Below are 22,398 nucleotides of genomic sequence, written 5' to 3' on the forward strand. Positions count from 1 at the left end.
CGGTGGTGAGGTCCGGCGCACAATCGACCCCATGTCGCGCCCTGCCGTCCAGCCCGATCAGATCTCGTTCACCGGCGTCGACGGGATCACGCTGCGCGCCGACGAGTGGCGGCCGGCCGACGACGAGGTCGGCCCGACGATCGTACTGCTGCACGGTGGCGGGCAGACCCGGCACTCGTGGAAGCAGACAGGTCAGTTCCTGGCGGCCGCCGGCACTCATGTGGTGTCGCTCGACACGCGAGGTCACGGCGCCAGCGACTGGTCCCCGAGCGGTCGGTACAGCCTGGAACTGTTCACCGCCGACGTCGTCGCGGTGGTCGAGCAGATCGGCACGCCGGTCACGCTCGTCGGTGCCAGCATGGGCGGGCTCAGCAGCATCGGCGCAGCCGCCGAACTCGGGGCCGAGAAGGCGCGCGGGTTGGTGCTCGTCGACGTGGTCCCGCGCTTCGACCAGGCCGGGAGCGCCCGGATTCGCGATTTCATGACGGCCAACGTCGGCGGATTCGACACACTCGAGGACGCGGCAGAGGCCATCGCCGCATATCTCCCGCACCGACCCAAGACCTTCCACCCGGAAGGACTCAAACGCAATCTGCGTGCAGGTGAGGACGGTCGCTGGTACTGGCACTGGGACCCGGCGTTCGTGGCGTCGAAACCGGGGGACGACCGCTTCGTGCGGGCCGAGCATCTGGAGGAGCAGCTCGCGTCGCTGACGGTCCCGATCCTGTTGATCCGCGGCAAGCTCTCCGACGTCGTCCCCGAGGACGCGGTCGCCGGGTTCCGCGAGGTGGTCCCGTCCGCAGAGGTGATCGAACTCACGGACGCCGCCCACACGGCCGCCGCCGACGACAACGACGCCTTCACCCAGGTCGTCCTCGACTTCATCGGTGCACACCGTTAGGCGGTGCCCGCCGTTCACCCGCCCCGACCACCCGCTCGACACCCGCTCGACATCCGGCCCGGCGACATGGGCCGCGTCTATGGCGGGGACGGTCGGTTCCTTCGTAGACTGGCCGCGGGGAAGCATCGGGAGCGCACGTACCGTTGGCCGACAGTCGTCTCGTACGCGGCATGGTCACAAGCGGGGGCAGGTTGTCTTGATCGATCGCACATGCGCGTGAAGCGCGAAGGAGAGGCCGGATGAACGGCGAGGGTTGCTGGTCGACGGTCGTATGCACGCCCGCGGAGCGTGCCGCGCTGGGGCTGACGGGCCAATCCGAGTGGTTGTTGCACTGCCGGCTCGCGGCAGGCCATCAGGGCAACCATGCGACCGACGCGAGCGTCCGGCCACGGGCCGACCGTCGACTGTGGCTGGAATGGAACGACTTCGACGACCACGCGCAATCGCTCATCGAACGCAACCCGTGTTCGGTGCGTTCGCCACAGGGCGCCGCGTGCCTGTACTTCGCGAGCCACGGCGGCCAGCACTTCTTCGCGCCGTCCAACGGTCACGCGCCGACCGAGATTCGCGGACCCCATCCGGCGACGGGCCAGACGCCGACTCAGGGCCCCGGTCAGTCCGGCGAGATCCCTCGGCCGATGCCCAGGCCGGGGCCTCCTGGGCCGCGGACGCCCGCGCCACCCGCGCATCCCGGGCAGGCCCCGCACCAGCCCGACCGGATGCGGATGACGACCGACACCCACATCCCGGTGGTCCGGACGGCCGCCCAGCAGTCGGCCACCCAGGGATCGGCCACTCAGGAATCGTCGTCGCAGGACGCGGCCCGAACAGGCGGGCGTCCGGCCTCGCGCCCCGCTGCCCCGGTGCCCGGCGCCCACGCGAACGCGGGCGGTCGGCACGACGGATATCGGCCGGGACGTCGCTCCACCGACGCCGAGCCTCCGACGCCGTCGGCGCCCCGGCCGGGCAGTCGTCACCGGCTTCCGGACGCAGACTCCGGCACGCCGCAATCGCCGCAATCGCCGCAATCGCCCGCCGGTCCGCCGCCCAAGCCGACTCCGCCGGCCTCGCCGCCGCCCGCCTCGCCACCCCCCGCCTCGCCACCGCCTCAGGCGGAGCAGCCGGAGCGTAAGCCCCACGCAACGTCGCAGCCGACCGCATCGTCGGCGACATCGGCCCATGGTGCTGCCACGCAGGCAGCTTCGCCGACCCCCGCGCCGGGCCGGGGTGATGCCGATCTCGCAGCAGCGTTGAGCGAGGTCGCCGCCGCGCTGGAGAACCTGGCCGCGGCGGTGCGCGCATCGCGTAACGAATAGCCCTCCGTCCCGTGGTGACGAGACATGTCGCGCGGCCGGCCTTCTGGTTACCCTATGGGGGTACCGGTATACATCTCGGGATGGTATACCTGTAGGGGGTACTGGTAACCCGAGGACGTCGAGAGGATTGCACTGATGGAGCATGCACAGCACGGGTACATCGGTCGCAAGGACGACTACCTGCGGAGACTTCGCCGCATCGAGGGCCAGGCTCGGGGGTTGCAGCGCATGGTCGACGAGGAGGCCTACTGCATCGACATCCTGACCCAGGTCTCCGCGATGACCAAGGCTCTGCAGGCGGTCGGACTCGGCCTCCTCGAGGAGCACATGAACCACTGTGTCGTGAACGCGGCACAGGAGAGCGACGCCGCGGGTCAGGAGAAGGTCGACGAGGCGATGCAGGCGATCACGCGCCTGGTCCGGTCCTGACCGGGTGTCCACAACCGCGGTAACGCAACTGCGGTAACACAATCGCGGTAACACAATCGCGGTAACACAATCGCAAAAACACAATGGCGGCGACAACCACCGCAAGGAGGGTTCTTCATGACCACCAGCACCTTTACCGTCAGCGGGATGACCTGCGGACATTGCGTGGCATCTGTTCGAGAGGAGATCGGTGAGATCTCCGGAGTCGATCGTGTCGAGGTGTCCCTGGACACCGGTGCCGTCGAGATCACCAGCGATCGGGTGCTGGACCGGGACGAGGTCGCGGCCGCTGTCTCCGAGGCCGGCTACCGACTGACATGACCACCGGAACCCGGATCGTCGGCTTCCTGATCGCGATGGCGGCGGTTTTCGCCGTCGCGTTCGGGATCGGACGAGCGGTCGACCCGTGGGGCGGTGATGCCCCGGCGGGACCACCGGGCGTCCACCAGCAACACACGGAGTGACGAGATGTCCAGCACCATCGAGCGGATCGATCTCGACATCGACGGCATGACCTGCGCGTCGTGCGCGAATCGCATCGAACGCAAGCTCAACAAACTCGACGGGGTCAGCGCGACGGTCAACTACGCGACCGAACAGGCGCACGTCGAGTTCCCGTCCACCCTCGACTCCACGGATCTCGTGACGGTTGTCCGCGGCGCCGGCTACGACGCGACCCCGGTCCCTGCCCCAGGGGATCGGCCGGACGCCGCCGACGACGCGCAGCGGGACGGTCCCGAGGACCGCGACCTTCGTGGATTGCGGCAGCGGCTCATCGTGTCGGCGGTGCTCACGGTCCCGGTGGTCGCACTCGCGATGGTGCCCGCGTGGCAGTTCACCTACTGGCAGTGGCTCTCGCTCACCCTCGCCGCGCCGGTCGTGGTGTGGGGTGCCTATCCGTTCCACCGTGCGGCATGGATGAATCTGCGCCACGGCGCCACCACCATGGACACGCTCGTGTCCATGGGCACGCTGGCGGCGTTCGCCTGGTCGGTGTACGCGCTGTTCCTCGGGACCGCCGGGGAGCCAGGGATGCGCCACGGATTCGACCTCATCGCCTCCCGCGGCGACGGCGCGGGGAACATCTATCTCGAAGCGGCCGCGGGCGTCACCACATTCCTGTTGGCGGGCAGGTACTTCGAGAAGCGGGCGAAGCGGCGTGCCGGGGATGCGCTGCGCGCGCTGCTCGACCTCGGAGCCAAGGACGTCGCCGTCGTGGTGGACGGGATGGAACGACGAATCCCGGTGTCGGAGTTGTCGGTCGGCGACGAGTTCCTCGTCCGGCCGGGTGAGAGGATCGCGACCGACGGGGTGGTGGTGCAGGGCGCCTCGGCAGTCGACGCATCGATGATCACCGGTGAATCCGTACCGGTGGAGGTCACCGAGGGCGACGACGTGACCGGCGCAACGGTCAACACCAGCGGCCGACTGGTGGTGCGCGCGAGCCGGATCGGGGCGGACACCGCACTCGCGCAGATGGCGAAGATGGTCGCCGACGCGCAGGCCGGCAAGGCGGCCGCGCAGCGTCTGGCCGACCGGATCTCGTCGTTCTTCGTGCCGGCCGTCATCGCGATTGCCGTTGCGACCCTGGGTTTCTGGCTCGGCGTGGACAGTGTGTCGGGCGGGTCCGGCGGGGTCACGTTCGCGTTCACCGCCGCGGTTGCGGTTCTCATCGTCGCCTGTCCGTGCGCACTCGGTCTGGCCACGCCCACGGCCCTGATGGTCGGCACCGGCCGGGGCGCACAACTCGGGGTGCTGCTCAAGGGGCCCGAGGTGCTCGAGACCACCCGACGCGTCGACACCATCGTGCTCGACAAGACCGGCACGGTCACCACGGGCGAGATGACCGTGGAATCGGTCACCGTCGTCGACGGGGATGCCGGCGAACATCTCGACGAGGATCGAGTGCTGTGCGCGGCGGCCGCCGTCGAGGCGGGCTCGGAGCATCCGGTCGGCGCCGCGATCGTCGCGGGGGCCGCGCGGCGGTCGTCGGCGTCGCTGCCGGCGGTGAGCGAATTCCGGGCGTCGGAGGGTTCCGGCGTGGGTGGGCTCGTAGACGGTGTCCGCGTCGAGGTCACGAACCCGCGCCGGCTGGAAGATCCGTTGCCCGAACGGCTTTCCCGTGCTGTCGACGGTGCCCACCGGTCGGGTGCCACTGCGGTGGTGGTGACGTTCGGCGGCCGCGCCGTCGGTGTCGTCATCGTCGGGGACCGGATCAAGCCGACGTCGGCCGCGGCCATCGCCGAACTCCGACGGATGGGTCTGACGCCCGTTCTCCTCACCGGCGACAATGCGGGTGCTGCCGAGCATGTCGCACGGGCGGTCGGGATCGATCGTGTGATCGCCGAGGTGTCGCCCGCGGACAAGCTGTCGGCGATCAAAGAACTCCAGGCGCAGGGACATTCGGTGGCGATGGCCGGGGATGGCATCAACGATGCCGGTGCGCTCGCGCAGGCCGACCTCGGACTCGCGATGGGCACCGGAACAGACGTGGCCATCCAGGCGAGCGACCTGACCGTGGTCAGTGGTGACCTCTGGGCCGTCGTCGATGCGATCCGCCTCGCCCGGCGCACGCTGGCCACCATCAAGGGCAATCTCTTCTGGGCGTTCGCCTACAACGTGGCCGCGATCCCGGTGGCCGCGGCCGGTCTGCTCAATCCGATGCTCGCCGGCGCGGCGATGGCGCTGTCGTCGGTGTTCGTGGTGGCGAACAGCCTCCGGCTGCGACGCTTCCGTCCGCATCCCCGCTGACCGCCGCGGCAGACCTCACCATCCCGCCGACAGCAACCGCTATCCCGCCGACGGCAACCGCCATCCCGCCGACCGTGCGCAGAATCCCGCCGACCGTGCGCAGAATCCCGCCGACCGTGCGCAGAATCCCGCCGACCGTGCGCAGAATCCCGCCGAGTGTGCGTTGCCGACCACCCGGCTGGTCTCAGTGTGCACGATCGACGGGACGCTGTGCCCGATCGACGGGACGCTGCGCCCGATCGGCGAAGCTGCGCCGGATCTGTGGGGGAGGGCAGCAGCATCGAGCAAACGAACCGGGGGAGAACTAGAACAGGTTCTAGTCCATCGTCTACTCTGTGCGCATGGCAGGTTCTGAGATCCCCGACACGATCGCGCTGGACTCGGTGGAGTCCTTCTCCGACGACGTCGACGTGCTGGTCATCGGGTGTGGTGTCGCAGGCGGGAGCGCGGCCGTGGAAGCAGCAGCGGCCGGAGCCAGGGTCCTGGTCCTCGAACGCGCGGCGGCGGCCGGCGGCACCAGCTGTATGGCGGGCGGACATTTCTACCTGGGCGGCGGCACCGCGGTGCAGCAGGCCACCGGGCACGACGACAGCCCGGAGGAGATGGAGAAGTACATCACCGCGGTGTCCCGTGAACCCGAGCCGGACAAGATCCACGCCTACTGCTTCGACAGCGTCGAACACTTCAACTGGCTCGAAGGCCTCGGGTTCAGTTTCGAGCGCAGCTTCTACCCGGAGAAGGCCGTCATCCAGCCGCAGACGCAGGGGCTGATGTTCACCGGTAACGAGAAGGTGTGGCCGTTCAAGAACATCGCGGCGCCGGCTCCGCGTGGGCACAAGGTGCCCGTCCCCGGCGACACCGGCGGTGCCTCGATGGTCGTCGACCTCTTGGTCAAACGTCTCGCCGAGCTCGGCGCCGAGATCCGCTACGAGACCGGCGCTCGACAACTCGTGGTCGACGAGTCCGGCAGCGTGGTCGGTGCAACGTGGAAACGCCCCGGCGAGGAGGGTGTCATCCGGGCGCGGTCGGTGGTCGTCGCCGCCGGGGGCTTCGTGATGAACGAGGAAATGGTGGCGCGCTACGTGCCCCATGTCGCCGAGAAGCCGTTCACGCTGGGAAGCACCTACGACGACGGGCTCGGCATCCGGCTCGGCGAATCGGTCGGCGCGGCGCTCAAGCACATGGACCAGGCGTTCGTGACCGCGCCGATCTACCCGCCGAGCATCCTGCTCACCGGCATCGTCGTGAACAAGAACGGTGAACGCTTTGTCGCCGAGGACTCGTATCACTCGCGAACCTCGGGATTCGTGATGGATCAACCGGATTCGGCGGCGTACCTGATCGTCGACGAAGCGCATATGAAACGCCCCGAGGTCCCGTTGATCAACCTCATCGACGGTTGGGAGACCGTCGCCGAGATGGAATCTGCCCTCGGCATCCCCGAGGGTCGACTCCAGAAGACGCTCGCCGACTACAACGTGAACGCGGCGAAGGGCGAGGATCCGGACTTCCACAAGTCGGCGGAATTCCTGGCACCCCAGGATCAGGGGCCGTGGGGTGCCTTCGATCTCAGCCTCGGCAAGGCGATGTACTCCTGCTTCACCATCGGTGGGATGGCGACGTCGATCGACGCCGAGGTGCTGGACGGCGACGGCGCACCGATCGCCGGGCTCTACGCCGCGGGTGCCTGCGCCGCCAATCTTGCTCAGGATGGCAAGGGCTATGCGAGCGGAACACAGCTCGGGGAGGGCTCGTATTTCGGTCGGCGTGCCGGCCGGCACGCCGCTCGCCTTTCGGAGGTTGTGACCGAAGGATGACGTCCCGGTCCGAGCGGGGCCATTCGTGCGCCACGTGAGGTATCAAGGGGTGTGACCACCACCGCTCGTCCATCCGCCCACTTCTGGGCGGCCGCTCTGGCCGGCGTCGTCGCGGTCGGCGCGGGGCTCGGGATCGGCGAACTCTTCGCGGTCATGGTGGCTCCGGGCGCCTCGCCCTACTTCGCCGTCGGCTCCGCGGTCGTCGACCACACACCGGACGGAATCCGTGAGTGGGCGATCGGCACCTTCGGAACGTCCGACAAGCTTGCGCTCTTCATCGGCATGGGCTTGATCATCGTCGCGATCGCTGCGGCGTGCGGTGTCGCCGAACGCCTTCGACCGCCGGCCGGCACCGTGGTCGTCGCCATTTTCGGCGTGGTCGGTGTCATCGCCGCGCTGGCCCGTCCGGACTCCCGGTGGACCTTCGCGATCCCGTCGGTCTTCGCGGGGCTCGTCGCGGTGCTCGTCCTGCGAATCCTGGTGGGCATGCTGCGCAAGGCCGAGGACACGGTTGACACGGTTGCCCGTACGACCGCGGCCGACGTCGGCGAACCGTCACCCTCGGGTGTTGGTCGTCGGTTCCTCCTGACCGCAGGCGGGATCGCCGTCCTGGCCGTGGCCGCCGGAGTCGCCGGTAGGCGGGTCCTCGCCGACACCACGCGTACCATCGCCGACCGCAGCAAAGTGTTGCTGCCCATCCCGCGGTCGGCGGCACCGCCCGTACCCGCCGCGGCCGATCTGCAGGTCCCCGGCGCGACCCCCTTCGTCACCACGAACGACGATTTCTACCGGATCGACACGGCTCTGCAGGTGCCGAGTCTCACGACCGCGGATTGGTCGCTACGCATTCACGGCATGGTCGACAACGAGATCCGGATCGGTTGGGACGAGCTGCTGACGATGCCGATGACGGAAAGGATCGTCACCCTGACGTGCGTGTCCAACGTCATCGGCGGTGACCTGATCGGCAATGCGCGGTGGCTCGGAGTCCCGATGAAAACCCTTCTCGACCGGGCCGGCGTGCAGCCCGGCGTCGACATGCTGTTGTCGACGAGTGCCGACGGGTGGACCTGCGGCACGCCGGTGTCGGTGGCCACCGACGGACGAGATGCGTTGCTGGCCATCGGGATGAACGGGGCTCCGCTGCCCGTCGAGCACGGATACCCGGTGCGGCAGGTGATCCCCGGTCTCTACGGCTATGTGTCGGCGACCAAATGGGTCGTCGACTGGGAGCTCACCCGATTCTCCGATGCCAAGGCCTACTGGACCACGCGCGGATGGTCGGCCCTCGGCCCGATCAAGCTGGCCTCACGGATCGATCGACCGGACTCTCGGTCGGAGCATGCGCGCGGGGACGTCGTGATCGCCGGAACCGCATGGGCGCAGCACACCGGGGTGGCATCGGTGGACGTGCGCATCGACGACGGAGCCTGGCAGTCCGCGCAGCTCGCCGAAGAATACTCGGTGGACACCTGGCGGCAGTGGCGGTTCACCTGGAACGCCGCCCCCGGGGACCACACCGTGACCTGTCGCGCCACCGACAAGAATGGCCGCGCCCAGGTCGAGTCGTACGCGTCGCCCGTCCCGGACGGGGCCACGGGACTCGACTCCCGGACGTACACGATCACGTAGCACGAACAGGTGAAACGAGACTGATAGTTCTCACAAATCGGCGACTACGCCACCAGATGTCCGTGTGACCCGCTAAACTCTGCTCACTTCGTGTCGGGTTCGAGTGGGTTGAGGGATTGTGCGCCGAGTTCTGTTGTCGCTGACCGTATTTCTCATGGTCGGTCTGTTTCTCCAACCTGGCTTCCAGCCCGGGTCCGCCCACGCACTGGGGATCGGGGGCATCCAGTTCCCCGACATCGATCCGCCGGTCTCGATCGGCGACCAGGAACTCACCCGCAAGAAGCCGGATTGGTTGCCGCCCAGCCTCGGCGAGAACGCCTCGGTGATCCTGGTCCCGGGCACCACCGACTACGACGGCTCCGATCAGATGGCCCGCACCGCAGGGATCGGGTTCTACGATTCGCCCGACGACACCGACTATCACCCGGACATCACCACCGTCGACTACCCGGCGGCCTTCGGCCTCAAGATCTTCGGTCTTCAGATCGACCTCGCGGGCGTCGGTACGTTCAACGAGTCGGTCGACAAAGGGACTGCGACCGGCGTCCAGGACGCCTACGCGGCCTGGGAGACACAAAGGCAACAGGGCACGGTCATCGTCAACGGCTACTCCCAGAGCGGTCCGGTGGCGATGAACATCGCCTACGAACTGCACAAGGACTACGTCAACGGGGTCGAGGGCGCCATCCCCGACGAGAATGTCGCCGTGGTGGTCGGTGCGGACTCGCGATTCCCCAACACCGGCGTGGAGAACGTCGTCCCCAGCTTCATCGACGGGATGTACACCAATGGCGATCGGGATCCGGCCGACACCGGCGACATCAAGGTCATCTCCTACTGCGTCCAAGGTGATGCCACGTGCGGGGTGGGCAATCCGTTCGCCGACCCGATCGGCACCTTCTTCTACCTGATCCCGGGCTTCTATACGCACGCGTTCCTGGAGAGCCACGTCAACGACTACACCGTCGTCGGAGAACCGAAGACGGTCGGCAACACCACCTACGTGGTGCTCAAGGGCGACGGCGGCGGCAACCCGTGGGGGATGATGCTGCGCGACGTCGGCATCGACGTACCCAAGGAGTTCGACGAGGCGCTGAACACCCTGATCCCCGTCCCGATGCCGGGAGAGCAGGCCGAGATCGGCGGCCACGCGATTCCGACGCCCCGGGAACTCCAGGAACAGATCTACGAGAAGCTCGGCTGGACGGTCCCCGCAACCGATCCCGATGTGCTGGACAAGCGCGCGGCGGGCGCGACCGGTTCGTCCACGGCGACAACCGAGACTGCCGCGACAACCGAGACTGCCGCGACAACCGAGACTGTCAAAACAACCGAGACTGTCAAAACAACGGAGACGACGGCAGAGTCGGCTTCCGCGGTTCCGACCGCACCGGATACGGCCACACCGGATACCGGGTCACCGGCGGCGACAGGGTCCGAGGCGCCGGAGGTGTCCGAGCCCGAGACGGCTGAGCCCGAGACGGCCGAGCCCGAGACGGGGTCGGGACCGGAGACCGAGGCCACGCGGTCCGAATCGACCGCCGACGAGGCAGACGATCACTCTGGCAAGACCTCGGATATGTCGGATGACACCTCATCCGACGACACCTCATCGGACGACACCTCATCGGACGACGAACCATCGAGCGGCTCGACGGACTCGGAGTCGGGGTCCGGCACCTCGGGTGGTGCGTCCTCGAACTCGAGCTCGGCTGGACAGTAGCCTGGACAAGTGTCCATTCCGATGGGTAGCGTGTTCGTCAATAGGTGAGTGACCAATCTGACTGCGTCGCCCCCATCAGGTGAGGTCATGCTATGTTCGTCGCACGTTTTTGTGAGCCGGGTGACAATGCACTGCCCCCGGTACATCGCGGTCCGGCACGGTCTCGTGGTGTGGGCATCGACTGCGGGGGGTCCGGTCTGCCCGGTGCGAACCAGACAGGGTGAGAACTATGAGTGTGGGTGTCGTGCGCGAGTCTGCCGCGGGCGAACGCCGAGTGGCGTTGGTCCCCAAGGTGGTCGGCTCGTTGGTCGGTAAGGGTGTCTCGGTGATCGTCGAATCGGGTGCCGGTCTGGGGGCATTGATCCCCGACGATCATTATGTCGAGGCGGGTGCCACCATCGGCGATCCGTATTCGGCGGATGTGGTGGTGCGGGTTGCGCCGCCGTCGGATGACGAGATCGGTAGATTGCGCAGCGGGCAGAAGCTGATCGGCTTCCTCGCGCCGCGCAACGTCGACAACCAGATCGGTGCGCTCAAATCTGCTGGTGTGGAGGCATATGCGGTCGAGGCGATCCCGCGTATCTCGCGTGCGCAGGTGATGGATGCGCTGAGCTCGCAGGCCAACGTCTCGGGGTACAAGGCGGTCGTCGTGGCGGCCGATCTGTCCACCCGGTACTTCCCGATGATGACGACGGCGGCGGGCACGGTGAAACCGGCCACGGTGCTGGTGCTCGGTGTGGGCGTCGCGGGGCTGCAGGCATTGGCCACGGCCAAACGCCTCGGCGGTCGCACCACGGGGTACGACGTGCGTCCGGAGGTGGCTGAGCAGGTGCGGTCGGTCGGTGCGCAGTGGCTCGATCTCGGTATCGACGCCGCCGGTGAGGGCGGATACGCCCGTGAGCTCACCGATGACGAACGTGCCAAGCAGCAGCAGGCCCTCGAGGATGCGATCAAGAGTTTCGACGTGGTCATCACGACCGCGTTGGTGCCGGGGCGTCCCGCACCGCGGCTGGTCACTGCCGCCGCGGTGGAAGGTATGAAGGCCGGCAGCGTGGTGGTCGATCTGGCCGGCGAGGCCGGCGGCAACTGCGAGCTGACCGAACCGGGCGAGACCGTGGTCAAGCACGACGTGACCATCACCTCGCCACTGAATCTGCCGGCCACGATGCCCGAGCACGCCAGCGAGCTGTATTCGAAGAACCTGCTTGCGCTGATCGAGTTGATGCTCGACGACAACGGCGGTTTCGCACCGGATTTCGACGACGAGGTGCTCGCGGGAGCGTGCGTCACGCGAGAGGAGGTAAAGGCCTGATGTACAACGAACTTCTCGCGAACATCGCGATCCTGGTGCTGGCCGGATTCGTGGGTTTCGCCGTCATCTCCAAGGTCCCCAACACCTTGCACACGCCGCTGATGTCGGGCACCAACGCCATTCACGGCATCGTCGTGCTCGGTGCCCTGGTGGTCCTGGGCTCGTTGCCCGCCGACGCCAACTGGGGTGTCCGCATCATCGCGTTCGTCGCGCTGGTGTTCGGAACGCTCAACGTGGTCGGCGGCTTCGCCGTCACCGACCGCATGCTCGGCATGTTCAAGGGTAAGAAGGAGGCCGCCAAGTGAGCGCCCCTGTCCTGCAGGCAACGAGTCTGAACCTCGCGGTGGAATCGTCGGGCCAGGTGTCCGAGGGCCTCGGCTACGGGGTCACCGTCCTCTACATCGTCGCGTTCTCGCTGTTCATCTACGGCCTGATGGGTCTGACCGGACCCAAGACCGCGGTGCGCGGCAACTGGATCGCGGCGACCGGTATGGGGATCGCGATCATCGCGACCCTGCTGGGCGTCTACAACAACGCCGGCGATGCCGGGGTGCCGACCGTCAACTGGGTACTCATCGTGGTGGGTCTGATCGTCGGTGTGGTGCTGGGCATCCCGCCGGCGCTCAAGACGAAGATGACCGCGATGCCGCAGCTGGTCGCGCTGTTCAACGGTGTCGGTGGTGGCACCGTCGCGTTGATCGCATGGGCGGAGTACATCGAGACCGACGGGTTCACCGCGGTCGGCGAGACCCCGGACGTACACGTCATCGTCGGGTCGCTGTTCGCGGCGATCATCGGTTCCGTGTCGTTCTGGGGTTCGCTGGTCGCGTTCGCCAAGCTGCAGGAACTGCTGAACAAGAACTTCGAGAAGTCGTTGGTCAAGGCGGCCAAGGGCTTCCAGCTCGCCAACATCGTGCTGGCCATTGCGGCGGTCGCGATCGCCGTCTACATCGGTGTCAGCGCGGACTCCACGTCGGCGACGCCGTGGTTCTGGATCGTGCTGCTGCTGGTGATCGCCGGGCTGATGGGCCTGTTCGTGGTGTTCCCGATCGGCGGCGCCGATATGCCGGTGGTCATCTCGCTGCTCAACGCGTTGACCGGTCTGTCGGCTGCGGCCGCGGGTCTGGCCCTCAACAACCAGGCGATGATCGTGGCCGGCATGATCGTCGGCGCGTCGGGTTCCATCCTCACCAACCTGATGGCCAAGGCGATGAACCGGTCCATCCCGGCGATCATCTTCGGCTCGTTCGGTGGTGGCGATGCCGGACCGGCGGGTGCCGCAGGAGATGCCGGCGGCACGGTCAAGGCCACCTCGGCCGCGGATGCCGCGATCCAGATGGCCTACGCCAACCAGGTGATCGTGGTGCCCGGCTACGGACTTGCCGTCGCGCAGGCGCAGCACGCGGTCAAGGAGATGGCGGCGCTGCTCGAGGGCAAGGGCGTCGAGGTCAAGTACGCGATCCATCCGGTTGCCGGTCGTATGCCGGGCCACATGAACGTGCTGCTGGCCGAGGCCGACGTCGCCTATGACGCGATGAAGGAGATGGACGACATCAACGGTGAGTTCAACCGCACCGACGTCGCCATCGTCATCGGCGCCAACGACGTCACCAACCCGGCCGCCCGCAACGACCCGAGTTCGCCGATCCACGGCATGCCGATCCTCAACGTCGACGAGGCCCGTTCGGTCATCGTGCTCAAGCGATCGATGAGCTCGGGCTACGCCGGTATCGAGAACCCGCTGTTCTACGGCGACGGCACGAGCATGCTGTTCGGCGACGCCAAGAAGAGCGTCGACAGCGTGATCGAGGAACTCAAGGCGCTGTAAACATACCCAGCGCTGTAAACACACCCGCGCTGTAACACTCGCGCTGCAAGCACACGCAATTGGTCAATCCACCTTGGTTCTGAACCAAGGTGGATTGACCGTTTCTGGGTGGCTGGGGAACGTCGCTGGGGAACGGCGCTCGGCGGCCGATGAGTTTTCCGCAGGGGCGGTGTCTATCTCAGCACAACACCACCACACCGCCACCCGAGGAGCCCGTCATGGCCACCGCAACCGCAACCCCGTCCGCCACCCGCGAGATCGCCGGCACCCGTAGCGTGCGACAGATCGTGGGCGTCGTCATCAGCGTCGTGATCGTCGCCTTCCTCGCCTTCGACGTCGTCGGCAAGCTGACGCAACCCGAGGCCGTCGTCGAGGGCACCGCCAAGCTCGGATTCCCGATCGAACAGGCCTACGTCATGGGTACCGTCCTGCTGATCTGCCTTGTGGCGTACGCGATCCCACGCACCGCGGTGCTCGGCGCGCTCGGCATCACCGCCTATCTCGGCGGCGCGGTCACCGCCAACATGCGGGTCGAGTCGCCGCTCGTCAGCACCACCCTGTTCGCCGTCTACCTCGGCGTGCTGATGTGGGTGGGACTGGTCCTGCGTCGCCCGGAACTGCTGAAGGTCGTCGGGTTGCGACGCTGAGTCTGGCGCTCACCCACTTCGTTCCCGCTCATCCTCCCGGGTGAGCGGGAACGAAATGAGTGAGCGGGCACTGGACGACGTTACCGATCTGGGATGCCACGGGTGCCTGGGTGTTGCACGGACGTCCTACTGTTGCGCAAGTGACAAAAGGGACCAGAGTGACTCGACGTCGTGCTGCCGCACTGGCGGTGATCGCCTTCGCGGGCATCGGTGGTGTTGCCGCCGGCACGATGCCCGTCGTATCGGAGCGATCGGTCGCGCCCGCGGCGACCAGCGTCGACCCGGCCACCCTCTACAATTCGGCGCAGCAGAAGTTCGCCGCGGGCGACGTGCCGGGCGGCCTCGATGCGATCAAGCAGGCCCTTGCGATCATTCCGGTAGACCCGGACGCTCTTGCTCTGCAGGCCATCTGGTCAGATCAGGCCGGAGACGCCGCCACGCGACAAGCCGCCCTCTCGCGGCTCGGTGGGGTCAATCCGACTCTGGCGACAGCGGCCCGCAACATCAACGCCGGGGTCGCGGCGGCTGCGCAGATCGTCCCCGACACCACGCCCAAGACCGTTGCCGGCCGGGCGGCGATCGTCGTCCTCGGGTTCGGGCTCAACCGTGACGGCAAGATGGCACCCGAACTGGTCCGGCGGGTGACCGCAGGCAAGTCTCAGGCCGAGACCACCTCCACCGCACCGATCGTCGTGACCGGCGGCGTCCCCAAGGCCGGCGTCACCGAGGCCGCGGCGATGAAGAAGTGGTTGGTCGCCAACGGGGTCGACGCGGCCCGGATCACCGAGGAGGGCAAGTCCGGATCCACGGTCGCCAACGCGCAGAACACCGCGGAGATCCTGCGCGGGCAGGGCATCAGCAACGTCATCCTCGTCACCTCGCCCAACCACATCCGCCGCGGTGCAGCAGATTTCGCCGCGGCCGGACTTCGGACCGCGGCGACGGTGACCACCGCGACCGATCTGGCCAAGTACGCCACACCGCTGACCCGCGATCAGCAGAAGGGTATTCGGCTCGAGGCGACGCGCACGGCGAAGATCCCGGCCACCCGACAACTGGGTCTGCCGCTGCCGCAGAACCTCCCCGACACCGGGCCGGGACTGATCACCGAGTTCGGCGGAAAGCTGCTCGAGACCCTGCTCGGGACGGGGTCGTCGGAGACCAATTGAGCGATCGGTTCGCGATCGTCGTCGAAAACATAGGCAACAACGCATGATTCACAGGTGTGGGACCGCCGGGTGAACTGACCCACATCGTCACCGCAGTCTTGGCCGGTCTCACAGGATTCATCGGCGCGACGAAAGCAGGGCGCGCCCCGGTCTCCTGCGAGCTGCCACTGCCGATGTCACCCACAGTCAGGACCCGGACTCGCTCTTCCTGACCTGCTCCGATTCGCGGCTGATGCCGAACATCATCACCGCGAGTGGCCCCGGTGACCTGTTCACCGTCCGGAACGTCGGCAACCTGGTCCCCGGTGACGGGTCCACGGACACGTCGGTGGCCGCCGCACTCGAGTTCGCCATCGGTGAGATCGGGGTGAGTTCGGTTGTGGTCTGCGGTCATTCGTCGTGCGGCGCGATGAAGGCGATGCTCGCCGGTGCCGACGCGGGCGACGGCAAGATCGGTTCCTGGCTCGGCCACGCCATCCCCAGCCTGGCAGCCTACCGCCGGGGCCACCCGGCCGGCCGGGCCGCCGCCGAGGCGGGCTTCCCCGAGGTCGACCAGCTCGCCGTGGTCAATGTGGCCAAGCAGGTGGAGAACCTGATGCGCGACGCCGTCGTCGGTCGTGCGGCCGCCGACGGGCGGTTGCGCGTCGTCGGGCTGTTCTTCGACATCCCGACCGCGCAGGTCTTCGAGGTCACCGGCATCGAGATCCGGCTCGCGGGCACCGATGCGCGTGCGGAGACGTTGCTGCCCTGATCGTCCCGCGCGTTCCGCGGAACGCGCGCCACCTCGACTCGGTGACATCACAATTGTTCGGTATCAAGGTGGATTCAGCGAGTCGGGGTGTGTGACGCGGACAGTCGCTCACCCCCAAGGCTCAGAACATCACCGAACGGAAGTGCGTGATCAGCCGCCAGTCGGCGGGCGGGCCGCCGAGGCCGTCCAGGAAGTGGAACGCGATACCCGGCGGCTGACCGCGATTGACGATCTCGGTGCCCTCGAAGGGCAGGTTGAGGGTGGACGCCGCGCCGGGCGCGATCGCCAGCGGCCGGCCGGCGAACGTCGTCACCGACGGGGTGTGGGCGTGGCCGCAGAGAAAGGCAACGATGTTCGGGTGCTGGTCGACCATCGCAGCCAGCCGCTCTTCGCCGGTCTGCCGGATGGAGTCCATGAACGGCATCCCCAACGTGGTTGGTGGGTGGTGGAAAGCGATCAGCACAGGCGTCGTCGGGCCTGCGGCCGCGACTTCGGCGGACATCCAGGCGAGTGTGTCGTCGGGGAGGTGGCCGTCGTTGCGGTCGGGGATGGAACTGTCGCAGACCACGAACAGCACGCCGCCGATCAGTGCTGCCTGGTTGACCGGCTCGTCGGTCTGCCGGCCCATCAGGTGGGCGTTGAAGCCCTCCCGCTTGTCGTGATTGCCTGCGGTGATGAGCATCGGCAGCGGGCTGTAGAGGACGCCATAGGCCTCGCGGTACTCGGACTCGCTGCCCTCGTCGGTGATGTCGCCGGTCACCAGGAGCGCGTCGAGGCCGTCGGCGCGGGCATTGATGTAGCCAAGCGTCGATTCGATGCGGCTGCGGTTGTACCGCGTGCCGTTGAAATGCAGGTCGCTGATGTGGGCGACGACGAACACACGCGCTCCTCGATGACGGACTCACCTGAGGCTAGTCACATCGGCCACGGACGGCGCGACAAGGCCCCGGATCCCCTGCGCGCCCCGCCCGGTCGACCGCGCGCAGCGGGGTGTTGACAGTTGTCGCCGGGCAGATGAGAGTCGGCGGATGAGACGACGAGGTGGCGGGGTCCGGGACACGACTCGATTTGCGGGTGCGACCGCGGTGGTGACCGGCGGCGGGTCCGGCATCGGGGCGGCACTCACCAGAGCGCTCGTCGCCGCCGGCGCCGACGTGGTGTGTACCGATCGCGATGTCGACGCGGCGCAACGGGTCGTCGAGGGCCTGCGTTCGGCACCCGGCTCGGCCCGCGCCGCGCACCTCGACGTCACCGACGGTGATGCGGTCCGAGCCCTGGTGGACGAGGTGGTGGCGTCGACGGGCCGCATCGACCTCATGTTCAACAACGCCGGCATGGCCCTCGGCGGCAACACCGAACTGCTCACCGCAGACCAATGGAACGCGATCATCGACGTGAACATCCGCGGTGTGGTCCACGGTGTGGCGGCCGCTTATCCGCACATGATCCGTCAGCAGTCCGGCCACATCGTGAACACGGCGTCGATGGGCGGGCTCACTGCTGCCGGATTGCTCACCAGCTACGTGATGACCAAACACGCGGTCGTCGGCCTGTCGCTGGCGCTGCGGTCGGAAGCCGCGGTACATGGTGTCGGCGTGCTGGCGCTCTGCCCGGCCGCGGTGGAGACGCCGCTGCTCGATGCCCCCGGTGTCGGCGGATTCACCGGCCGGACCTTCTACCTGTCCGGGCAGGGAGTGCGGACCGCATACGACGCCGACCGGCTCGCGACCGAGGCCCTCGACGCCGTCGAGCGCAACCGGCCGCTGCTGGTGGTGCCCGCGCAGGCCCGGATGGCGTGGCGCTTCTCGCGTGTCGCGCCAGGACTGATGCAGAAGCTGTCGACGAAGTTCGTCGCTCAGCAGCGGGAGCGGCAACACCTGTAGTGCGCACGCTCGACGGGATTCGGCGCCCGCTGGGCGTGCGCGTGTGCGGTCAGTGGAGAGCGCGTCCGAACAGCTTGTGCAGTTCCGCGAAGTGCTTCTCGGCGGCCTCGTGGTGGTAGATCGCCGTGTCGGCCATCGTGTAGCCGTGCTGGGCACCCGGATACACGGTCGCCGAATGCGTGACGCCACATGAGGTGAGGGCGTGCTCGAACGCGGCGACGGCCTCCGGTGGCAGCGACTGGTCCTCGTCGGCGTGGATGGCCAGCACATCGGCGCGGACGTCGGGCAGCCGCCGATGCGGACTGCTGTCGTCGTCGGTGACGAGACCGCCGGTATGGAACATGCCGATCGCGCCCACCACGTCTGGGCGGGTGGCCGCGGCCAGCAGCGCGAGGCGTCCGCCCATGCAGTAACCGGTGATCCCCACGTCGCCGTCGGAGACATCGTCGAACCCACGCAGCGTGTCGAGGTAGGCGGACAGATCAGGCGCGGAGAGGTCATCGGTGAGTGCCCGCACCCGCGGCATCACCTCCTTGAAGAAGTCTGCGCGGCTCGTCGGATCGCTGAGGTCGGCGCTCGGCTCGAGATCGGTGGCGGCACCCGAGCGATAGAAGACATTGGGCGCCAACACGACATATCCCCATGACGCGATCCGATCGGCCATCTGTTTGGTCTGCGGGCGCAGCCCGATGGCGTCGATGGCGAACAGCACACCCGGCAGCGGACCCGAAGCGTTGTCGGGACGCGTGACATAGGCGTCGGCCACGCCATCCGGTGTGGAGATCGTGATCATCTCGTTCGGCACAGGTTTCTTCCTTTCCACGGCGGACAGGTCTCAGAGGTCTCCGGGTAGCTTGTCACGGCGGATGCCGCGCCAGCTGGGGTGGCGCAGGTGACCGGTGGAGGTCCAGTCCATGAACCGGACCTCACCGACGATCTTCGGCAACACCCACACCGCGCTCGACGCGACCGGACGGTCCAGCTTGTCGACGAATGGGCAGGTCTTGATCTGCAACGGCTCGAGTTCTTCGGCGAGGGAACGGAGTTGGGCGTCGGTGAAGCCGGTGCCGACCCGTCCGACGTATCGCAGCCCGGTTTCCTCGGGCAGTCCGAGCAGTAGCGACCCGATGGTGTCCGACCGGTTCCCGCGGCCGGGCCGGTATCCGCCGATCACGACCTCGATGTCGCTCCAGTTCTTGTGCTTGCGCCATTGCGTGGTGCGCCGGCCCTGCTGATACGTGGAGGTCCGCCGCTTCGCGACGACACCCTCGTACCCCTGTTCGCGGCTGTGCTCCACCGCGGCGCGCCCCGGCCCGTCGAGCAATGGCGGGACCTGGGCATAGGGCGAGTGCGCGAAGGCCGGGGCGAGCTCCTCGAGCAGCTCACGTCGTTGTGACCACGGCCGACGCAGGAGCGACGTGCCGTTCAGGTAGAGCACGTCGAAGATGTAGAGCTTGACGGTGAGGTCCTCGTCGGTGGTGTTGCGCGCTGCGAGCAGCGTGAAGTTGGTCCGACCGCTCGCATCGAGGGCCACCACCTCGCCGTCGAGGACGACGTCGATGAGCCCGAGATCGTCGGCGATGGAGCGCAGTCGGGGGAAGTCGGCGGTCATGTCGATACCCGACCGCGACGTCAGTCGGAAGTCGCCGTCGATGTAGCGCAAGAGGATTCGGTAGCCGTCCCACTTCCCCTCGAACGCCCAGTCGCGTCCGTCGAGGTTGTCGATCGACTCGTCGGTGGCCAGCATGGGTCGTGGATCCTTGAGACTGTCCGGCAGGATCGGCCGCGGCTCATCGCTCATCAGGTGGGCGAGCCAGTTCTTGTCGCCCGTCTTGATGAGCGCGTAGCGACCCTGGAGCCGTTCACCGTGCAGCCGGACGATCACCTCGTTCTCACGCCACTTCTCGGTCTCGTAGGTGCCGCGGTCCCAGATCTCCACGTGCCCGCCGCCGTACTCGCCGTGCGGGATGTCTCCCTCGAAGTCGGCGTAATCCATCGGGTGGTCCTCGGTGTGCACCGCGAGACGGTTCTGACCCGGGTCGTCGGGCAGGTTCTTCGGGACCGCCCACGAGACCATCACGCCGTCACGCTCGAGCCGGAAGTCGTAGTGCAGGCGGCGCGCATGATGCTCCTGGATGACGAAGATCGGATCGGCCGAAGTCTCCTCGTCGCCACGTTCACCGTGCGCCTCGTCGCCGAACGGCTCGGGTGTCTTGTCCGCATCCCGCTTACGGCGATACTCGCCAAGGCTGACAACAGGATTCGAGACGGGGGCAGTTGTGGCGGCCGCCGCGACGACGGCGTCGGTGTCGAGCTCTTCGGAATCGGAGTCGTGTGCGTCGTCGAGGTCGAGCAGCAGATCGCCGTCGGTGGCAACTCTTTCGAGTACCTCGTGGAACAACAGCTGGCCGATGTCGGGGTCGCCGAGCTCGTCCCAAGAGCGGGGTGCGGCCACCCATGGCTGTTCCCGACCGCGCATCGAGTACGGCGCCAACGTCGTCTTCGAGCCGCTGTTCTGACTCCAGTCGATGAAGACCTTGCCGGCCCGGATCGACTTGGACATCGTCGCGGTGATCGAGTCGGGATGCGCGGCGGCCAGACTGGTGGCGATCTGCTTGGCGACCGTCCGGGCCGCGTCCGGCGCGACGGGGCGGTCGAACCGTGCGTACAGGTGCAGCCCCTTGCCGCCGCTCGTCACCGGGAACGCGGTCAGCTCGGCCGCCGACAGCATGTCGCGGATCATCAGTGCCACCTCAGCACACTGCGAGAGCGGGACGTCGGGCCCGGGATCGAGATCGAGGACGAGACGGTCGGCTTTCGGCGCGGTTCCGTCGGAGGCCGGCACACGCCACTGCGGCGTGTGCAATTCCAGCGCGGCCATCTGGCCGAACCACACGAGGTCGGCCTGCGAGGATGCGAGGGGGTAGGTGATCACCCGTTTGCTGTGCTGTTCGCCGAATCGCTCGAGCCAATCCGGCGCCGACACCGGGAGATCCTTCTCGAAGAACGGCATCGATTCCACGCCGTTCGGCCAGCGTTTGCGGGTGATCGGGCGGCCGGCGAGGTGCGGGAGCATGACGTCGGCGATGCGCGAGTAATAGTCGATGACCTCGAACTTCCGGGTACCGGTCTCCGGATAGAGCACCTTCTCGAGGTTGGTGATCGGGATGCGACGACCGTCGACCTCGAGACTCTCACCGCCCGCCATGTCAACCATTGTCCACATTCCGGGCCGAGGATTCGGGCAACCGGTGGCACAATGAACCCCATGCGCTCGATCTGGAAGGGCGATCTGAGCTTTGGCCTGGTGAACGTTCCGGTCAAGGTCTACTCGGCCACGGAAAGTCACGACCGGAAGTCGTATCAGGTCGACTCCAAGGACGGCACACGGATCCGGTATCGCCGCGTCCGCGAGGGGACGGACACCGAGGTCGATTACTCCGACATCGCGAACGCGTACGAGACCGACTCCGGGGAGACCGTGATCCTCACCAAAGAGGATCTGGGGATGCTGCCGGTGCAGAAGAGTCCCGAGATCTCCATCCTCGAATTCGTCCCGATCGACCAGGTCGATCCGATCTACTTCGACAAGCCCTACTATCTCGAGCCCGCGTCGAAGTCCCCGAAGGCCTACGCGTTGCTGGCCCAGGCACTGCAGAAGACGGACCGTCTTGCCATCGCCAATTTCACTCTGCGCAACCGGACGCGGCTCGCGGCCCTGCGTGTGGTCGACGGCGTCATGACCCTCCAGACATTGTTGTGGCCGGACGAGGTCCGCGCCGCCGATTTCGACTTCCTCGGAGACGAACCCGAGATCCGCCCACAGGAACTCGAGATGGCCGCGTCGCTCATCGAGACGATGGCCAAGGACTTCGACCCCGCCGAGTTCGAGGACACCTATCAGGTCGAGCTGTCGAAACTCGTCGAAGCAAAATCCGAAGGCGCCGAGGCATTCCCGGAAAGCGAGGAAGAATCCTCGGCGGACGAGGACTCCGAGGTGGCCGACCTGCTGGCGGCGCTGCGCGCGTCGGTGAAGGACAAGGGCGCCTCCGAGAACTCGTCGTCGGACGACGACGCGAAGAAGTCGACCCCGGCCAAGAAGGCGGCTGCCAAGAAGGCCCCGGCCAAGAAGGCCCCGGCGAAGAAGGCGGCCGCGAAGAAGACCGCTGCCAAGAAGGCCCCGGCCAAGAAGGCGGCGGCGAAGAAGTCGGCCTAGTGCGGTGGTCGCGACGGGCGGAT

At 67.3% G+C, this 22,398-nt stretch carries 19 protein-coding genes and 1 pseudogene; 17 read left to right on the forward strand and 3 right to left on the reverse strand.

The genetic code is table 11. From position 1 onward, the window contains the following. Window positions 1–31: 31 nt before the first annotated feature. From ACLQ3I_RS22985 to ACLQ3I_RS23055, 15 genes and pseudogenes are all read left to right on the forward strand, one after another. Entirely contained in the window at window positions 32–901 is an 870-nt protein-coding gene (locus tag ACLQ3I_RS22985; RefSeq protein ID WP_425805081.1) for an alpha/beta fold hydrolase, read from the forward strand. 239 nt (window positions 902–1,140) lie between these two features. Further along, a complete protein-coding gene (locus ACLQ3I_RS22990; protein WP_425805084.1) occupies window positions 1,141–2,217 on the forward strand; it encodes a hypothetical protein in 1,077 nt (358 codons plus the stop codon). Window positions 2,218–2,352: 135 nt separating this feature from the next. Further along, window positions 2,353–2,646: a metal-sensitive transcriptional regulator gene (locus ACLQ3I_RS22995; RefSeq protein ID WP_161060733.1), complete on the forward strand. Its 294-nt coding sequence runs from the start codon at window positions 2,353–2,355 to the stop codon at window positions 2,644–2,646. 117 nt (window positions 2,647–2,763) lie between these two features. After that, window positions 2,764–2,967, forward strand: a complete 204-nt coding sequence (locus ACLQ3I_RS23000) for a heavy-metal-associated domain-containing protein (RefSeq protein WP_425794590.1) — start codon at window positions 2,764–2,766, stop codon at window positions 2,965–2,967. Continuing rightward, window positions 2,964–3,110 (forward strand): hypothetical protein, encoded by a 147-nt coding sequence (locus ACLQ3I_RS23005; RefSeq protein WP_425794589.1) that lies wholly within the window; start codon window positions 2,964–2,966, stop codon window positions 3,108–3,110. Before ACLQ3I_RS23000 ends, ACLQ3I_RS23005 begins: the two co-directional genes overlap by 4 nt. A gap of 4 nt (window positions 3,111–3,114) precedes the next feature. Further along, window positions 3,115–5,397 (forward strand): heavy metal translocating P-type ATPase, encoded by a 2,283-nt coding sequence (locus tag ACLQ3I_RS23010; protein ID WP_425805087.1) that lies wholly within the window; start codon window positions 3,115–3,117, stop codon window positions 5,395–5,397. A gap of 341 nt (window positions 5,398–5,738) precedes the next feature. Beyond that, window positions 5,739–7,214, forward strand: coding sequence for an FAD-binding protein (locus ACLQ3I_RS23015; RefSeq protein ID WP_425805090.1), 1,476 nt, complete (start codon window positions 5,739–5,741; stop codon window positions 7,212–7,214). 51 nt (window positions 7,215–7,265) lie between these two features. Then, on the forward strand, window positions 7,266–8,846 hold the full coding sequence (locus tag ACLQ3I_RS23020; RefSeq protein WP_425805093.1) for a molybdopterin-dependent oxidoreductase: 1,581 nt from the start codon (window positions 7,266–7,268) through the stop codon (window positions 8,844–8,846). Between the two features lie 154 nt (window positions 8,847–9,000). Next, the gene (locus ACLQ3I_RS23025) at window positions 9,001–10,569 is read left to right on the forward strand and encodes a hypothetical protein (protein WP_425805096.1); all 1,569 of its coding nucleotides are present in this window, start codon (window positions 9,001–9,003) and stop codon (window positions 10,567–10,569) included. Between the two features lie 229 nt (window positions 10,570–10,798). Then, complete coding sequence (locus ACLQ3I_RS23030; RefSeq protein ID WP_425805098.1) at window positions 10,799–11,881, forward strand: Re/Si-specific NAD(P)(+) transhydrogenase subunit alpha; 1,083 nt, start codon at window positions 10,799–10,801, stop codon at window positions 11,879–11,881. Continuing rightward, complete coding sequence (locus ACLQ3I_RS23035; RefSeq protein ID WP_425794582.1) at window positions 11,881–12,186, forward strand: NAD(P) transhydrogenase subunit alpha; 306 nt, start codon at window positions 11,881–11,883, stop codon at window positions 12,184–12,186. Before ACLQ3I_RS23030 ends, ACLQ3I_RS23035 begins: the two co-directional genes overlap by 1 nt. A 26-nt stretch (window positions 12,187–12,212) precedes the next feature. Then, window positions 12,213–13,709 carry an NAD(P)(+) transhydrogenase (Re/Si-specific) subunit beta gene (locus tag ACLQ3I_RS23040; RefSeq protein WP_425794657.1) on the forward strand — a complete coding sequence of 499 codons (1,497 nt, stop codon included), beginning with the start codon at window positions 12,213–12,215 and terminating at the stop codon, window positions 13,707–13,709. 218 nt (window positions 13,710–13,927) lie between these two features. Then, window positions 13,928–14,356 carry a DoxX family protein gene (locus ACLQ3I_RS23045; RefSeq protein ID WP_425805101.1) on the forward strand — a complete coding sequence of 143 codons (429 nt, stop codon included), beginning with the start codon at window positions 13,928–13,930 and terminating at the stop codon, window positions 14,354–14,356. 158 nt (window positions 14,357–14,514) lie between these two features. Further along, window positions 14,515–15,525: a YdcF family protein gene (locus ACLQ3I_RS23050; RefSeq protein WP_425805104.1), complete on the forward strand. Its 1,011-nt coding sequence runs from the start codon at window positions 14,515–14,517 to the stop codon at window positions 15,523–15,525. A 136-nt stretch (window positions 15,526–15,661) separates the two neighbouring features. Beyond that, a pseudogene (locus tag ACLQ3I_RS23055) lies at window positions 15,662–16,276 on the forward strand (carbonic anhydrase); the annotation flags it as partial. Between the two features lie 121 nt (window positions 16,277–16,397). Here the strand turns inward: ACLQ3I_RS23055 and ACLQ3I_RS23060 are convergent. Then, a complete protein-coding gene (locus ACLQ3I_RS23060) occupies window positions 16,398–17,156 on the reverse strand; it encodes a metallophosphoesterase (RefSeq protein ID WP_425805107.1) in 759 nt (252 codons plus the stop codon). A gap of 148 nt (window positions 17,157–17,304) precedes the next feature. Here ACLQ3I_RS23060 and ACLQ3I_RS23065 point away from each other — a divergent pair, with 148 nt between their 5' ends. Further along, window positions 17,305–18,159, forward strand: coding sequence for an SDR family NAD(P)-dependent oxidoreductase (locus ACLQ3I_RS23065; RefSeq protein ID WP_425805109.1), 855 nt, complete (start codon window positions 17,305–17,307; stop codon window positions 18,157–18,159). Between the two features lie 49 nt (window positions 18,160–18,208). Here ACLQ3I_RS23065 and ACLQ3I_RS23070 read toward each other — a convergent pair whose 3' ends face one another. Both ACLQ3I_RS23070 and ACLQ3I_RS23075 read right to left on the reverse strand, forming a co-directional pair. Beyond that, the gene (locus ACLQ3I_RS23070; protein ID WP_425805112.1) at window positions 18,209–18,964 is read right to left on the reverse strand and encodes a dienelactone hydrolase family protein; all 756 of its coding nucleotides are present in this window, start codon (window positions 18,962–18,964) and stop codon (window positions 18,209–18,211) included. Between the two features lie 30 nt (window positions 18,965–18,994). Next, window positions 18,995–21,367, reverse strand: coding sequence for an ATP-dependent DNA ligase (locus ACLQ3I_RS23075; protein ID WP_425805114.1), 2,373 nt, complete (start codon window positions 21,365–21,367; stop codon window positions 18,995–18,997). Window positions 21,368–21,418: 51 nt separating this feature from the next. Here ACLQ3I_RS23075 and ACLQ3I_RS23080 point away from each other — a divergent pair, with 51 nt between their 5' ends. Further along, window positions 21,419–22,375 carry a Ku protein gene (locus ACLQ3I_RS23080; protein ID WP_425805116.1) on the forward strand — a complete coding sequence of 319 codons (957 nt, stop codon included), beginning with the start codon at window positions 21,419–21,421 and terminating at the stop codon, window positions 22,373–22,375. Window positions 22,376–22,398: the final 23 nt, after the last annotated feature.

This window comes from Gordonia sp. DT101 (assembly GCF_049844895.1).
GTDB lineage: Bacteria > Actinomycetota > Actinomycetes > Mycobacteriales > Mycobacteriaceae > Gordonia.

Bases quoted from the DNA above. Each gene is read 5' to 3' on its own strand.
- ACLQ3I_RS22985 (WP_425805081.1), top strand. From the start codon at position 32: ATGTCGCGCCCTGCCGTCCAGCCCGATCAGATCTCGTTCACCGGCGTC.
- ACLQ3I_RS22990 (WP_425805084.1), top strand. From the start codon at position 1,141: ATGAACGGCGAGGGTTGCTGGTCGACGGTCGTATGCACGCCCGCGGAG.
- ACLQ3I_RS22995 (WP_161060733.1), top strand. From the start codon at position 2,353: ATGGAGCATGCACAGCACGGGTACATCGGTCGCAAGGACGACTACCTG.
- ACLQ3I_RS23000 (WP_425794590.1), top strand. From the start codon at position 2,764: ATGACCACCAGCACCTTTACCGTCAGCGGGATGACCTGCGGACATTGC.
- ACLQ3I_RS23005 (WP_425794589.1), top strand. From the start codon at position 2,964: ATGACCACCGGAACCCGGATCGTCGGCTTCCTGATCGCGATGGCGGCG.
- ACLQ3I_RS23010 (WP_425805087.1), top strand. From the start codon at position 3,115: ATGTCCAGCACCATCGAGCGGATCGATCTCGACATCGACGGCATGACC.
- ACLQ3I_RS23015 (WP_425805090.1), top strand. From the start codon at position 5,739: ATGGCAGGTTCTGAGATCCCCGACACGATCGCGCTGGACTCGGTGGAG.
- ACLQ3I_RS23025 (WP_425805096.1), top strand. From the start codon at position 9,001: ATGGTCGGTCTGTTTCTCCAACCTGGCTTCCAGCCCGGGTCCGCCCAC.
- ACLQ3I_RS23030 (WP_425805098.1), top strand. From the start codon at position 10,799: ATGAGTGTGGGTGTCGTGCGCGAGTCTGCCGCGGGCGAACGCCGAGTG.
- ACLQ3I_RS23035 (WP_425794582.1), top strand. From the start codon at position 11,881: ATGTACAACGAACTTCTCGCGAACATCGCGATCCTGGTGCTGGCCGGA.
- ACLQ3I_RS23045 (WP_425805101.1), top strand. From the start codon at position 13,928: ATGGCCACCGCAACCGCAACCCCGTCCGCCACCCGCGAGATCGCCGGC.
- ACLQ3I_RS23065 (WP_425805109.1), top strand. From the start codon at position 17,305: ATGAGACGACGAGGTGGCGGGGTCCGGGACACGACTCGATTTGCGGGT.
- ACLQ3I_RS23075 (WP_425805114.1), bottom strand. From the start codon at position 21,367: ATGGCGGGCGGTGAGAGTCTCGAGGTCGACGGTCGTCGCATCCCGATC.
- ACLQ3I_RS23080 (WP_425805116.1), top strand. From the start codon at position 21,419: ATGAACCCCATGCGCTCGATCTGGAAGGGCGATCTGAGCTTTGGCCTG.